Here is a 15325-nt window from a genome sequence, read left to right as displayed (position 1 = left end):
AAAATGCCTTGCGGTGTCCCGCGGCGATGTGTCTGATTGAGAAACTCACGCCGGTTCTCCTTGCGGGGTGATAGCGGAAATCACAGCGCCCGTTGTCGCGGCTACGCGGCCATTTCTCATCACACAGACCCGGTCAAACAAGGCCAGGGCGGTTTCGCTGTGCGTTACGGTGATCAGGGTTTTTCCGTATTCACGGCAATGGCTGATCAGGGCTTGCATCACCTGCTGCGCCGTCTCTTCATCGAGATTGGCCGTCGGCTCATCCAGTACCATCACCGGACAATCGCTGTACATCGCACGTGCCAGCATCAGACGCTGACGTTGCCCCAGCGACAGCGCGGGATGGCTTTCGCGGATCAGCGCGTTTTGTTTGCCTGGCAGACGGTCGATCACCTCCGTCAGGTTCAGTCCGCGCAGCGACTTATCGATACGCAACTGCTTCTGCGCGTCGTGTTCACGATCAAACAGCGTGATGTTTTGCAGAACGCTGGTATTGAACAGGATGTCCTCCTGGCTTTGCAGGAAGAATAGCTTCTGTGCCTGACGGCTGCTGACCGGCTGTCCATCGGCCAGGATTTCTCCGCCCTGAGGTTCGATAAGTCCGGTAATGACTTTCAGCAGCGTACTTTTCCCCGCGCCCGACTCACCGACAATCGCCAGTGTTTCGCCATGACGCACCGTCACCGACACGTGATCCAGCACCGGTTTACCGGGATCGTAAGCAAACTGAAGTTCCCGGTAGCTGAGCTCCTGGCTGAAACGGACAGGCGGCAGTAAGTCACCGGCGGCCTCTTCCCTGACCGGCGGGAACAGATCGGCGGCGCGGGTATCAATCACGTGCAGCTGATTCTTTTGCAGCACAGAGAAGAAAATCTGCGTGATGTAAGCGGTAAAAATCTGACGCACAAAGCTGTAGGCAAAGAATTCACCCAGTGAAATCCGGTTATCTTTCAGCAACGGCAGCGCCAGCAGCATAAAGAACACCATCTCGAGGCTGCCAATCAGCTGATACAGGCTACTTTTCACCTGCTCGTACACTTTCTGTTTCTGGCGGCAGTCAAACAGCGACAGTGCATATCCGGCGAATGCCGCCTGACGCTGGCTGTTCAGTCCGGCGGATTTGAGCGTGGCGAAACCCTGAATAGTTTCCAGCAGGAAGTCGCTTTGTTCCGCACTCTTTACCTGAACCTGCTGGGTGTAATAGCGGTCGCGGAAAATCGCCCAGACACTGACCAGCCCCATCAGCGTGACGCCGATGGCGGAAATGCCGGCCAGCAGCGGGCTGATATAGCACATCACCGCCAGCGCAATCACGCCGACGACCCAGTCCACGCGCAGGCCGTTGTCCAGCTCAATTTTTTGCGCCGCCGCCATCTGCCAGTTGGAGAAACGGCTGTAGATTTCACCGGGGCTGCGTTTCTCAAAGAAAGAGAGCGTGTTGTTCAGCAACCGGGCAAAACCGCTGACGCTTTGCATCACGACAAAACGTTTGATAAACCGCTCGGTCACGCTGCGCACAATAAACGCCAGCAGCGTCGAGACCACGAAGGCCAGCAGGTAATAGAAATACGGGAATTCGGTTTTGCCGCCGGAAGAGAAAACGTTGTTGATTGCCGAGCTGACCATCACCGGCATGATGAACAAGGTCAGTGACACCAGAAATGCCAGCAACATCAGCTTGTAAATGCCGGGGATCGCTGCCGTTTGTTTCAGGCTCATGCATTCGAGTGCGCGGAAACGACGCGTGCGCGGTTGTTTTTCTGCCGGTTGTGCAGTGCGCGGCGCCTCCAGATCGAGCACCACCGCGTAACCACTGATTTCAGATCTGAGCGCGGCAACCGGCAGAAGCTGTTCGCCAATCGCCGGATTCATCACGCAGACATAGCTCCCCTGACGATAGGCCAGCAGGACATAGTGACTGGCACCGTAGTGCAAAATGGCGGGTAAAGGCAGTTCTGCCAGCTCATCGAAATCAAACGCCACCGGATACGCCGGGATCGCCAGCTCAGATAAGATGTCGCACAGGGTCGACAGCGCGGTGCCGTGGGACGATGTCGGGAAACGTTCGCGTAACACGTCCAGCGGCGCGCTGATGCCCTGAGTTTCCGCCAGCATAGAAACACAGGCCAGCGCGCACTCGTTCGTTTCTGCCTGATAAACCAGCTTAGGAATAATATTATCCATAATCGATACCTTAAAACGCCCTGTTCTTTTCAGTAATATCGCTGCGCTGTTGCGGATGGGTTTTCACTCATTAATAAAAAATAACGAATGTGAATGCCACAGCATCCAGTCGGTTGAGTGTTCACGAATACTTTGTTCAATAATACGCGGCATTTTTTCTTTTAATTCTTTTGCACTGACCGGGTCATGAATAACGATATTCAGCCCCTTGTCATAATAAAGATGATAAAAAATTACCTTCGCAGACATCATTCGTGCCAGGCGGATAATACCGCTGTGTAAACTGGCGGGACGACCAAATATCCGGCAGGATAATTTTTCTGCTTTGTCTTTACTGGCGAACTGCGTGAAATCAGGCGTGATATCCGGGAATAAAATAATATTCCGCTGGTTATCGGCGGCCTCCATGACCGACGTCATCAGATTCCCGGCAATATTTTTATTATCTTCATGTATCGAACAATAGGTCAGATCGACGCCACCCAGTTGCCGTTCTGCTGCGGAATGCGCATCCGCGCTGCGCGAGGTAATGACCGTTGCTTTACCCGGAAACGCCGCAGCACCGACCATGGTACTGAGTACGTCCGACACCATGTGTAATGGCGCGAGGATCACCGGCTGACCGGCGCGTTGCAGCGGCTCGACCACCGCATTGAGCCGGGCCGAACAGTGGGCCAGCTCACGTAATGCACGGCGATTCTGTCCGTAGGTCACCGCCTGAATCAGCAGCTGTCGCCGCTGGGTCAGCCAGATATAATCAAATTTCTTATTGTCATTCATCAGACACTGACGGTTAGACTGCGCGACCGCCGCCCGTAATTTCACATCGCGGCCTGTCAGCCCTAAAAAGCGGCTGACGTGGGACAAAGCAAAAATAACGCGATAATGCATGTGCCGGAATAATAAACAATGCGCCCTGTAGCCAGTAAGCCGGAGTTTATACAAAAACCACTGACATCTGACGGTGAGGTTTTTCCAAAACAGCGCGCACCACAGGGCAACGAATTTCATTATTTCTCCGGCGCCTGATCATTCTTCAAAATAGAGAGCAATTTGTCAGAGAATGACGGAAAATCACGATCCTGAATCGCTACCCATTTTTTGCCCACAATAAAGGTCGGCGTAGCATTAATGTCGTAATACTGTGAAACGCGGGTCATATAATCGAGCAGGTCTTTGACTTCTGCCGACTGACTGACTTTATGGTATTCGTCTACATCAATCTTATTCTCTGCCAGCCACGCATCTCGTTTTGCAGGATCACCCAAATCGATGTGATTTTTCATGACCGCGTCATAGGCGCTCTCACGGTGGGCTTCTTCAATGCCCATCACCTGCAATGTGGCAAATACCGGTGCAAAGCGCGCCAGTCCGCCCTGATTATCCAGGCTGAAATGCAGGCGAACCAGTTTCTTACCCGCTGGCATACGTTTTTCCAGCGCCTCAACATTCTTTTCGTTTAATGCACAGTAATGACAACCGTATGAGAAGATTTCAATAATATCTTCACCATCCGTAATCGGACTTTTGGCTAATTTATCCGCCGACAGCGACGTCAGAACCTGTTGTCCGTCATCGCTGGTTTGGTTGCGCACAAGGTAATGGATCCAGGCTGTCGTAATCAGCGCTGAAATAACCGCGACAAAAACGGTATACGCCAGAATGGGCAGAATTCTTTTTTTCATGGGAGGCTTTTCATCCTGAAATAATAATACGCGACGCTCACCGGGGAAATATCAGGCGGGCGTTGTATATGAAATACAACGCCCTGTCAGAAAAACAGTAAAACTATTTATTCTGATTTAATAAGAAACGGATGTTTCTCAGCCTACGTTACCGCAGTTGATGATTGCTGCAGCGGTGAAGGTTTTAGTCACAACGCCATTTTTGTCAGTACAGGTTTTCACTGCGTTACAAACAGTTGCATCACCCACCAGGTTTAATTCAAAGCTGTTTACGCAAGTCGTAGTACCGCCAACAATTGCGCTTGCTTCATTCATGTTGATCTTTTTCATCTGTGATATCCTTATTTAGTTAGAATTAATATAACAATAGTCTGGAGATATTATTCACTGACCTGTTTCCAGTGACTCCCCGCACAGAGAAAGCATGATAAAAACATGTCCCCCTGCACTCCGAAATAATCCCCTTGAATATAAACATTCAGGCTTTCATTATCGGATGCGGCGCATTGTAGCGGCGGTTTTTTAATTGGGCAATACACCTGAAATGACATGAAGCGAGCAAAATCAACCGTTCTATTACACAGGTCACAGGAGTTTTCTGATATAAAATTAAGATAAAGCGCACCGGATAAATTCAGCCGTGCCCGATGCCAGATCTGCCTGATTTATGATGCAGGATATTTCTCAGATAATATTAAGAATAGCGGATCCTGAGACGGCAAAAAATTTTAAAAATAATTTGAGGGAAACGTTATGCAAAGGGTTTGCGGGGACACAGGGAGGAAAAAAGGAGGAAAGGGAGCCAACATCCCATCCGCTCCCTGTCACAGAAAACGGATGGGTACAACACGTTCTTCATCAGAAACCTAATGAATCCAGCAGATCATCAACCTGTTCTTGCGAGGCCACCACGCCGACACCGTTAGCGTCGAGTTGCGGGCCGTTCAGCAGGCTGTCAGTTTCGCGTTTCTGCTTAACCTGCTGTTCTGGAATATTTTCCATCAGCACCATCAACAGCTGATTTTCAATTTCCTGAACCACGGTCATCATGCGTTTGATTACCTGACCGGTCAGATCCTGGAAGTCCTGCGCCATCATGATTTCCATCAGCTGAGCATTGGTAAAGCTGGTGTGCTCAGGGATCTCTTTCAGGTAGCTGCGGGTGTCTGTCACCAGCTCGCGTGCATCCGATAATTCAATCGGATTCTCAAACCATTCATCCCAGCGCTTATCAAGTTTCTTCGCGGCAGATTCAAGTTTGTTCTGACGAGGTTGCGCGGCTTCCACACAGTTCAGGGCACGTTCGGCGGCCTGCGCTGTCATGGTGACCACATAATCGAGACGATCGCGTGCATCCGGGATCGCTTCAGCTGCCTGAGCAATGGCCTGATCCAGGCCAAGTTCACGCATACTGTCACGCAACATACGGGTCAGTTGCCCAATGCGGGCGATAATATCGCCCGCGGTTGCTGCATCATTTGCAGGCATTGGTATCTCTGCCATAGGTGTGCCCCTACATGCCCAGTTTTTCGAATATTTTGCCCAGCTTTTCTTCCAGCGTGGCGGCGGTAAATGGTTTCACGACATAACCACTGGCACCGGCCTGCGCGGCGGCAACGATGTTTTCTTTCTTCGCTTCTGCCGTCACCATCAGCACCGGCAATTTAGCCAGCGCGCCATCTGCACGGATGGTTTTGAGCAGATCCAGACCATCCATGTTTGGCATGTTCCAGTCGGATACCACGAAGTCAAAACCGCCAGCACGCAGTTTGTTCAGCGCATCAACGCCGTCTTCCGCTTCTTCAACGTTGTTGAAGCCCAGCTCTTTCAGCAGGTTACGCACGATACGACGCATGGTAGAGAAGTCGTCTACTACCAGGAATCTCAGATTTGGATCGGCCATGTTTTATCTACTCCTAAGGTTTGCTACCCAGCACAAGGCTGAAAAATTAAATACGTAATGCCTGACCGGCTGATATTTGTGCCAGCATCCGCTGACTGATTTGGCTGAGATCCACCACTTCGTTTACGCCGCCGGTGGCGATAGCCTCGCGAGGCATACCGAAAACCACACAGCTGGCTTCGTTTTGTGCAAGGGTGTAAGCCCCTGCGCGGTGCATCTCGAGCATGCCGGCTGCGCCGTCATTGCCCATTCCCGTCAGGATCACCCCGACGGCATTGCGTCCGGCGAACTGCGCCACCGAACGGAATAACACGTCAACCGACGGCCGATGGCGGTTCACTGCCGGACCGTCGTTCAACTTAACCTGATAGTTGGCGCCACTGCGCGCCAGTTCCATATGCCGGTCGCCCGGCGCGATATAGGCGTGCCCCGGCAAAACGCGTTCGCCGTCTTCGGCCTCTTTCACGGTGATCTGACACAGCTTGTTCAGACGTTCCGCAAACGAGCGGGTAAAACCCGGTGGCATATGTTGTGTAATCATCAGCGCCGGACAGGTCGGCGGCAGCGGTTGCAGCACGTGGCGGATAGCCTCGGTGCCACCGGTCGATGACCCAATCGCAATCAGCTTTTCACTGCTCAGCAACGGCGTATGGCTGAGAATGCGCGGCTGTTCGGTATTGACGCTTTTATTCAGACGCGCTTTTGACGCGGTGCGAATTTTATCGGCAATCATTTCGCTGTAAGCCAGCATGCCTTCGCGGATCCCCAGCTGCGGTTTGGTGACGAAATCAATCGCCCCCAGCTCCAGCGCACGCAGGGTGATTTCCGAGCCTTTACCGGTCAGCGACGACACCATGACCACCGGCATCGGGCGCAGGCGCATCAGCTTTTCCAGAAAATCCAGTCCGTCCATACGCGGCATTTCAACATCCAGCGTCAGTACGTCAGGGTTGAATTTTTTGATGAGATCACGCGCCACCAGCGGATCCGGCGCAGTCGCCACCATTTCCATATCCGGATGGCTGTTAATGATTTCAGTCATCAGCTGACGCATTAACGCCGAATCATCGACGCTCAACACTCTGATTTTATTCATTACCTCTCCTTGGCGAGGCCGTAGACGGTCTGACCGCGCAAATAAAATTCCCGGCTGATTTGGCTGAAGTTCTCGGAGTGTCCGGCAAACATCAGACCACCCGGTTTAAGTAACGGAACAAACCGGCGTAAAATTTTCTCCTGTGTTTCTTTATCGAAATAAATCATCACATTACGGCAGAAAATCGCATCAAAAGGACCGTTAAGCTGCCACTGGTTCGCCAGCAAATTCAGTTGCTGGAAAGCCACCATCTGCGCCAGCTCGGGACGCACACGCACCAGGCCGCTGTGAGGGCCGGTGCCTTTGAGGAAAAATTTCTGTAACTGCTGCGGGCTGAGCGTGCGCAACTCTTCCAGCCGGTAAACGCCCGCCGTAGCTTTTTCCAGCACCTGCGTATCAATGTCACTGGCCTGAATACGGCAGCTCGCCATGCGCGGACCCAGCGCTTCACTGAGCGTCATGGCGATGGAATACGGCTCTTCACCTGTCGACGCCGCCGTGCTCCACACACTGTAATTATTCGGGCGTGAACGGGCATGCTCAGCCAGGATCGGGAAGTGGTGTGCTTCACGGAAAAACGCCGTCAGGTTGGTGGTCAGTGCGTTTATAAACGCCTGCCATTCCGGGCTGTTGCTGTCGTTTTCCAGCAACACCATATAACTGCCAAAGTCGTTCAGCCCGAGGATACGCAACCGCCGGACCAGGCGGTTGTAGACCATTTCGCGTTTATGGTCTGCCAGTACAATTCCAGCACGTTGATAGATAAGTTCACTTATCCGGCGAAAATGGGTATCTGACAGCGGTAAACGCTGGATCATCTGTGCCATGATCGAAGTGTTATCAGCACTCATTGGCGAGCCTGGTTGATTCATGGTGCAGCTCCATTAAAGGGACAGGTGGTGTAACGGGTACCCAATTCACTCTTCATCCGCTGACTGTTCATCCGCGACTTTTCATCAGATGGCCTTATCAGAAGGTTTCCCAGTTATCCGCAGAACCTGCTCGCGCGGGCGCCGCAATCAAAGCGGGTTGCGCCACCTGACGTGGTGTAAAGCCCTGCGCCGGACCGTTGTGGCGCGGCTGAGCACTCCCGGCAGAGGCAAGACGGAACACCGAGACCGCGCGGGTCAGATTTTCAGACTCCGCTTCCAGCGTATGCGTGGAAGAAGCGGCCTGCTGAACCAGCGTGGCGTTCTGCTGCGTCACCTGATCCATCTGCGTGACGGCTATAGAAACCTGTTCGATGCCGCGACTTTGCTCGTCAGAGGCTGAGGCGATTTCGCCCATGATGTCGGTCACGCGCGTCACGGCGCGAACGATGTCATCCATGGTGTTACCGGCGGATTCCACCAGCACGGAACCCTGGCTGACGCGGCTGACAGATTCATCAATCAGCGCTTTGATTTCTTTCGCGGCCTGTGCGCTACGCTGCGCGAGGCTGCGCACTTCACCGGCTACCACCGCAAATCCGCGACCCTGCTCACCGGCACGGGCGGCTTCAACGGCGGCGTTCAGCGCCAGAATGTTGGTCTGGAACGCAATGCCATCAATCACGCTGGTAATGGCACTGATTTTTTTCGAGCTGCCCGCGATGTCATTCATGGTCTTCACCACATTGCCGGTAAGTTCACCGCCTTTTTCTGCGGTATTTGAGGCATCACGCGCCAGCTGTGTCGCCTGACGGGCGTTCTCGGCGTTCTGCTTCACGGTGGCGGTCAGCTGTTCCATACTGGCGGCCGTTTCTTCCAGCGCAGAGGCTTGTTGTTCGGTACGCGAAGACAAATCGGTATTGCCCGCAGCGATGCCTTTCAGGCCAGCGAACATGGTGTCAGCGCCGTGGCGTACGGTACGCACCGTTTCTGCCAGCGAGGTCTGCATCTGTTGCAGACTTTCGAGCATCACTTTGATTTCGTAGCGCCCTTCCGCCACGATCGGCGCAGAAATATCGCCGGAACCGATACGGTCAAAATGGGCACGCATAGTGGTCAGCGGACGGAACAGGATCCGGCGGGTAACGACCAGCGCCAGTGCGGTCAGCGCCAGCAACAACAGGGTGATCACCGTGGTGTTGATCATCACGCTCTGATAAGACGCCGCAGTCTGGGTCTGTGCCTGCTGGAAACGGCCACTGACATAGGCGACATAATTGCCAACTTCCTGCTGGAACTGATCCTGATATTTTTGCGTCGGACTGGCGAGAAACGCCTCCATGTCACCGCGCGATAACGAATCAATCAGCACCTGCAACATGCCGTGCAGTGCTTCGTAGCTGGCTTTGTTAACGGTGGTCAGCTCGGAAGCCTTTTCGGTTCTGCGTGGCAGCGCCAGGAAAGCAGCGTAAGAATCTTCAGCACTCTTAAGGCTGTTTTTCGCGTCAACCATCAGTTGCGTCACGGTTTCCTGAGGCTGTTTCAGCGCCAGACGCGTGGCCGCGCGGTTCAGTGTGTTGCGGGTTTGTAGCAGATATGACCAGCTCTGGTTCAGCGCGTCACGCTGCTCAGCAGTATTCGATATCTGCTCAAAATTCATTTTATCCGTGTGGGCGGCATAAAGTGATAAGCCACTGCTCACCAGTTGCATCACAAAAAATACGATCAATAACAAAAACATGCAGGTGGACACACGGATGTGCTTAAACATGGATAACCTCGTTAGGTGTCAGCCCTGACCGGCACCTTATGTCTTAATACCCTTGTTATTCAGGTCTGCAGAGTCGTTGGCTGCACTGAGTCCCCGAATCACTTACTGAAGTAAGCTCCTCGGGGTTTCCTCGTTTGCCGCCTTTCTGCAAACCTGACTAGTTTGGGTAGCGATGTTGATGTACGTGCTTAGAAGGTTTCCCAGTTCTCAGTTAAATCTGTACTTTGTGCTCCACCTTTTCCGGCTTTAGAACCTGAAAGGTTCGGAGTCAACAGAGGCAGCCTTGCCGAAGAGGCCGGGTTCTGGCGCACGTTGTTATTTGTGGTCTGACTCAGCGTAAACACGGCCACAGATTGCGTCAGCAGGCTGGCCTGCTCTTCCAGTGCCGCCGAAGCGGAAGCGGATTCTTCAACCAGTGAGGCGTTCTGCTGCGTCACCCGATCCATTTCAGTAATAGCTTGTGCGACCTGCTCGATCCCGCGGCTCTGTTCATCAGATGCCGAGGTGATTTCGCCCATAATGTCAGTCACACGTGTGACGGCATTCACCATGTCATTCATGGTTTCGCCGGCACTTTCTGCCAGTACTGAACCGGTATTAATGCGGCTGACAGAATCGTCAATCAGCCCTTTAATTTCTTTTGCTGCCTGCGCGCTGCGTTGCGCCAGGGTACGCACTTCACCTGCCACAACCGCAAATCCACGTCCCTGCTCACCTGCACGGGCGGCCTCAACCGCGGCGTTCAGTGCCAGAATGTTGGTCTGGAAGGCAATTCCGTCGATCACACCGGTGATGTCGGTGATTTTCTTCGAGCTGCTGGCGATGTCATTCATGGTATCAACCACGTTTGCCACCACTTTGCCGCCCTTCTGCGCGGTTTCTGACGCGCTCAGTGCCAGCTGGCTGGCCTGACGGGCGTTTTCGGCGTTCTGTTTCACGGTCGCGGTCAGCTGTTCCATGCTGGCGGCAGTTTCTTCCAGCGCCGATGCCTGTTCTTCGGTACGGGAAGATAAATCACTGTTACCCGCCGAAATTTCGCTCGCGCCGCTGTAAATAGCATCAGCACCGTGACGCACGCCGGTAACCGTGCGGATCAGTTCGTCCTGCATGTACCTGAGACTATCGGCAAGCTGGCCGATTTCATTACGGCTTTTCACGACTATTTCATGCGTGAGATCACCGGTCGCAATTTTGCGGATGGTCTCAACGATATTTTTCAGAGGATGGATCAGGATCCGCTGCACGCCGGTCCAGGCCAGAATGATGAAGACCAGCAAGACAATCAGGACACTGCCGAGCATCCACATTGCGTGTTTGAAGGAGTTTTCACTCACTTTCACCGCGTCGTTGTACAGGTGATCGTTCTGGTCGATATAGGTCACGAACGCTTTTTCGAAGTTGTCCTGATACTGCTGTGTAGGCTGTTCGAAGAAGTCGTTGATGCGGCCCAGACCAATCAGCTCAATCAGTTCAGAAAGCGCATCATGCAGAACCTGATACTGCTTTTTGGCATCGGCGGCGAACTGCGGATTCTGGCTCGCATCCACCGGGATTTTTTGATAGTTGGCGAAATGCTGATCGGCGATTTGCAGATCTTTCGTCGCCGTATCAATCAGCTCTTTCACCGTGGCACCACTGCCCATCTGGTTAGCATCGAGCATGAAACGGATACCCGCCCGGTTGAGCGTGTTACGGGTCTGCAGCAGATAAATCCAGCTGGCGTTAAATTCTGCCTGCTGTAAGCGGATCTGCTGAGACGTGGTGAAGTTGTCTTTGTCTGTCTTCAACGATTTAAAGAACAGGCCACCGGATACCAACTGTAAAGCACCGAAGACCACCAGTAAGATCACGATCCCCGTGACCACTTTCATACGGTTAAACATGTTGTTCCTTTTTGAATTGGATTTATCTTTAATAGTTATCGGCAGAAAGTGAGGGAACTTTATGTGATGAGGATCGGATTTTTTCGGGGAGACGCGAGGGGTCAGGCAACAGTGGCGACAAAACTCTTCAACAGCGCGATGCGTTGAGCGTCAGGGTTGACCAGCAGATCGTTATGGATGGTCAGCACCACGCCTTTGAGTAATTCGGTGGTGTTGTCGATTTGGGACAGATTTTTGAGTTTTTCGATATCATTGCCGATTTCGCGCCCTTTCAGGGAAAGACGCTTGTTCGCCAGACCGGTCGCCAGTTCGGACGTCAGCAAAGTCACCAGACGCATTGCGCCTTGCGGACTGGAAGCCAGATGATGGATATAATATTTAAGCAGTAACGGCACGAAATCAGGGGTTGCCCCCAATTCCGCACTCGCCATGTTCAGCAGATCAATCATGTGCGCAGGCACACGGCTTTCCACTGCTTTGCGTTGTATCTGCAACTGCTTTTTGATAGCAGGCACAGACTGATAAGGGATCACCGCGACGTTGTCGCAGGTTTTACACACGCCCGCGATGATATTTTTCACCATACCGCTGCCGTCATCGAACGGTACATCGCGCAGCTGATAACTCACCGTGCGGAAAGCCTCACAGACGTTACACACCGCCTTTTTCTCGTCTCCGACTTTATAAATAATCATATTCTTCCTTAATGATGAACGCTGATAAAAACACTGGTAGGCTCTGTAAAGTACCACTTGATGTACCAGGGTACTCCGGCACTACTGACAGTGATGATATGGACATCAATACTGCTGTCAAAATGGTAGGGACGAATCTGATAATTATCTCCAGATGCCCTGCCGATTAAGGCAGCCACTTCATAGGGCGAGATGTCGCCCGTACTCAACAAATTCTTAAGCTGAATCCCGCGTCGTGCCTCAAACTCAATATTTCCATTCTTTAAACATTCGATCACCTTCCATTTGATCTCTCTGAAACTCATGTGGCCTCAATGTACGCCAGTTGTCGTACTTAATCAAATTATCATTTGGCTTCCCGTTTGTTTTCGTTAAGCCCCGTCCCGCAGGGCTATAACGCCATAAGCAGTAAAATGATGCGCAAGAAAAATGATTATTTTTCAGGCAAATGGAAGAGGTTACGCAAAACAGCGCGACACATTCTGCAACGCTGATTTTTAAAGTCAGTACGGCTCGCACGTTACCGTTTTACGCCGACCCTTATCGTTAAAGAGCAAATAACTCATCAGCGCCAGGATCCACACACCCGCCGCGCCATAGATCAGAATGACGGCAAAGCCATCCGTCAGCGCCTGAGCAATCTGCGCAGTTTGTAATCCTTCAACCACCGATCCGCCTGCGATACGTTCTGCCAGTGAAGACAAATCTCCCGCTGCCGGCATAACTTTTTTCAGGCTGGCGGCAATTCCTGCCACCAGCAGACTTCCCATCAGGGCAATGTTGACAGCCAGCGTGATCAGCCGCGCACTGATATCAATACCCGACGCCATTCCCGCACGGTTCGCTGCGACGGAACCGGTGGTAGTGTTCGTGACCGGCGTATTGGTCAGCCCGAGCGCCATGCCAGCCAGCAGTGCGCCCGGCAATAAACTCAGATGATGAACGACGGCGATTTGCATCAGGATAAAGCCCGCGCCGATAGTGAATAACCCAAACGGGATAAGGCGGGACGCGCCAAAACGTGCGGTCAGTTTTTCACCGACCGGTGGCATCAGCAACGTGGGCAACGTGTAGGCCAGCAATGCCAGACCGGTCGTGACGCTGTCATAACCCAGTCCGCTCTGGTAATACACCGGCAGATAAATCATCAGTGGCCAGAAGCTGAAATTCATGCCCACTGAGCCCATCAGCGCACCGGAAAATGCGCGGACGCGGAATACCGAGAAATCAAACATCGGATGCGGATGACGTTTTTCAATCCAGATAAACATCGCCGCACTGAGGGCGGTTACCAGCAGAACGGTACGCGCGATGACGCTGCCCCAGCCCAGGCTGCTGCCCTGAGTAATGAGAAAAGTTGCGCCCATGACCGTGACCGACAGCGTGATCAACCCGCCGAGATCCAATTTTTTGGCCTGTCCGTCACGGGATTCCACCACATTTTTCAGCGCCAGAATCAGGGTCAATATGGCGATAAAGACATGAACCAGAAACACCCAGCGCCAGTTAAGCCACGCGACCAGCATGCCGCCGATGATCGGGCCAAATCCCAGCCCGAAACCAAACGTAATCCCCCATGCGGCGAATGCCTGACTGCGCGCTTTTCCTTGCGGAAATTGCGAAGACAAAATCGCAATCAGACACGTCAGCATTGCGCCACCGCTCAGTCCCTGTGCGAAACGCGCGGCTATAAGCCATTGCGAACTTGTGGCAAGACCACACATCAGCGAAGTCAGCCCGAAGGCGATAATACTGATAATAAAAACCCGTTTCCGTCCATAGCGGTCCGCCAGCGTACCGGTCGCCATCAGCACCGTGGTACAGGCCAGCGTATAGGCGTTCATGATCCACTGAAGTTCGCGGAAGCTGGCATGCAGCTCCTGTTCAAGTACCGGTGATAAAACGGGAACGCTGGAAATCTCCAGCCCGGACATCAGTGCAGCGAGGCAGACGGCCATCAGCGCCAGTGTGTTCTTCATGCTTAAATCCTGCGATGAGTTAAAGACACACAGCATGAAAGATTGGCGGCACAGTAGAAATCAGCCCGTGTGCCATGTATCGTCAATATTATGCCAACCTGATGGTTTTCCCTGTATGCAAAAAGCTGCTCTGACACTGATGTCTTCCCCGCGCAACCCTGTTCCGCGTAACCGGCGGCTGGTACTGCTGGCCTATGAATGTCTGTGTACCTTCGAATTCGGCACTGCCGTCGAAGCCTTTGGCCGCGCCGATGAAATCACCGGCGAGCCGTTGTACGACTTAGCCGTCGCATCGGTCGAGGAAGGGACGTTCGGCGCACAAGGCGGCGTGCGGCTGGTGGTCGATGGCGGGCTGGAGCTGCTGGAAGATGCCGGAACGATTGTGATCCCCGGCTGGCGAAGCATCCACGAACCGGCCTCTGACCGGCTGATTGCGGCGCTGCAAAAAGCGCACAGCAACGGCACGCGGATTGTATCGATCTGCGCGGGCAGTTTCGTGCTGGGCGCTGCCGGTTTACTGGACGGCAAACGCGCCACTGCACACTGGAACAGCACCGATGTTCTGGCACAAAGATTCCCGAAAGTGCAGGTTGAGCACGGCATGATTTATGTCGATGAAGGCAGCATCATCACCTCTGCCGGTGGTGCGGCGGGCGTCGATTTGTGTCTGCATCTGATCCGCCGCGATTACGGCATTGAAGTGGCGAATCGCACGGCACGCCGGATGGTGACACCGCCATTGCGTGAAGGAAATCAGGCACAGCTGATCCAGCAACCCGTTCCGAGGCATCCGGCAAAAACGCTCGCCCCGCTGCTTGATGATTTGCGCAGCCATCTCAATACGCCCATGGTCATTGATCAGCTAGCTGCACAAGCCGGAATGAGCCGCCGCACCTTCCTGCGTCGTTTCCATGATGCAACCGGCACCACGCCCGGCGAATGGATGCTGAGCGTACGGCTGGAAAAAGCCTGCGCCCTGCTGGAAAACGGCACACTGAGTATTGACCGCGTCGCCGAACAGGCCGGTTTTGGATCGCCGGAAACGTTGCGTCACCATTTTCGCCAGTGGCTGGGGACGACACCAACACAATGGCGTAAAGGGTTTGTTGAGCGGGATTTGGTGGGGTGAATTTTGCGTTCAGAGGCTGGCTTTACGGCAGTAAATTGTCAGCCCAACCGTGACCCGCATAAATGCGAAGCGTTTATTATTAATATAACAGCTGAATATTATTGATTATCATTCATATTAAAAACGCAACC

General features: G+C 53.1%; 14 protein-coding genes. 1 reads left to right on the top strand and 13 read right to left on the bottom strand.

The window, feature by feature from the left end; all coding sequences use genetic code 11:
- Positions 1–45: 45 nt before the first annotated feature.
- The 13 genes from ACJY2G_RS10625 to ACJY2G_RS10565 form a co-directional block, all read right to left on the bottom strand.
- Positions 46–2184 (bottom strand): peptidase domain-containing ABC transporter, encoded by a 2139-nt coding sequence (locus ACJY2G_RS10625; RefSeq protein WP_439291696.1) that lies wholly within the window; start codon positions 2182–2184, stop codon positions 46–48.
- A gap of 63 nt (positions 2185–2247) precedes the next feature.
- On the bottom strand, positions 2248–3195 hold the full coding sequence (locus ACJY2G_RS10620) for an ABC transporter (RefSeq protein WP_430319701.1): 948 nt from the start codon (positions 3193–3195) through the stop codon (positions 2248–2250).
- Positions 3195–3869, bottom strand: a complete 675-nt coding sequence (locus ACJY2G_RS10615; protein WP_120162736.1) for a DsbA family protein — start codon at positions 3867–3869, stop codon at positions 3195–3197. Before ACJY2G_RS10615 ends, ACJY2G_RS10620 begins: the two co-directional genes overlap by 1 nt.
- Positions 3870–4007: 138 nt before the next feature.
- Complete coding sequence (locus ACJY2G_RS10610; protein ID WP_095922324.1) at positions 4008–4199, bottom strand: DUF4762 family protein; 192 nt, start codon at positions 4197–4199, stop codon at positions 4008–4010.
- 528 nt (positions 4200–4727) lie between these two features.
- A complete protein-coding gene (gene cheZ / locus ACJY2G_RS10605) occupies positions 4728–5372 on the bottom strand; it encodes a protein phosphatase CheZ (RefSeq protein WP_112291593.1) in 645 nt (214 codons plus the stop codon).
- A gap of 10 nt (positions 5373–5382) precedes the next feature.
- Positions 5383–5772, bottom strand: a complete 390-nt coding sequence (gene cheY / locus ACJY2G_RS10600; protein ID WP_104922338.1) for a chemotaxis response regulator CheY — start codon at positions 5770–5772, stop codon at positions 5383–5385.
- Positions 5773–5818: 46 nt separating this feature from the next.
- The gene (locus ACJY2G_RS10595) at positions 5819–6868 is read right to left on the bottom strand and encodes a protein-glutamate methylesterase/protein-glutamine glutaminase (RefSeq protein WP_120131073.1); all 1050 of its coding nucleotides are present in this window, start codon (positions 6866–6868) and stop codon (positions 5819–5821) included.
- Entirely contained in the window at positions 6868–7740 is an 873-nt protein-coding gene (gene cheR, locus ACJY2G_RS10590) for a protein-glutamate O-methyltransferase CheR (protein ID WP_439291695.1), read from the bottom strand. Before cheR ends, ACJY2G_RS10595 begins: the two co-directional genes overlap by 1 nt.
- Before the next feature lie 97 nt (positions 7741–7837).
- Positions 7838–9508, bottom strand: a complete 1671-nt coding sequence (locus ACJY2G_RS10585) for a methyl-accepting chemotaxis protein (protein WP_120162735.1) — start codon at positions 9506–9508, stop codon at positions 7838–7840.
- A gap of 188 nt (positions 9509–9696) precedes the next feature.
- Entirely contained in the window at positions 9697–11391 is a 1695-nt protein-coding gene (locus tag ACJY2G_RS10580) for a methyl-accepting chemotaxis protein (protein WP_120162734.1), read from the bottom strand.
- Between the two features lie 101 nt (positions 11392–11492).
- On the bottom strand, positions 11493–12086 hold the full coding sequence (locus tag ACJY2G_RS10575; protein WP_430319704.1) for a hypothetical protein: 594 nt from the start codon (positions 12084–12086) through the stop codon (positions 11493–11495).
- Positions 12087–12094: 8 nt separating this feature from the next.
- The gene (locus ACJY2G_RS10570) at positions 12095–12391 is read right to left on the bottom strand and encodes a hypothetical protein (RefSeq protein ID WP_120162732.1); all 297 of its coding nucleotides are present in this window, start codon (positions 12389–12391) and stop codon (positions 12095–12097) included.
- A gap of 198 nt (positions 12392–12589) precedes the next feature.
- Positions 12590–14065 (bottom strand): MFS transporter, encoded by a 1476-nt coding sequence (locus tag ACJY2G_RS10565; protein ID WP_430319705.1) that lies wholly within the window; start codon positions 14063–14065, stop codon positions 12590–12592.
- 115 nt (positions 14066–14180) lie between these two features.
- On the opposite strand from ACJY2G_RS10565, the gene ACJY2G_RS10560 reads away from it, so the two are divergent.
- A complete protein-coding gene (locus ACJY2G_RS10560) occupies positions 14181–15194 on the top strand; it encodes a helix-turn-helix domain-containing protein (RefSeq protein ID WP_439291694.1) in 1014 nt (337 codons plus the stop codon).
- The last annotated feature ends 131 nt before the right edge of the window (positions 15195–15325 follow it).

This window comes from Rahnella sp. ATs2 (assembly GCF_051851855.1).
GTDB lineage: Bacteria > Pseudomonadota > Gammaproteobacteria > Enterobacterales > Enterobacteriaceae > Rahnella > Rahnella variigena.
Note: the sequence above shows the minus strand (reverse complement) of the source record. Positions and strands in the feature narration are given on the sequence as shown.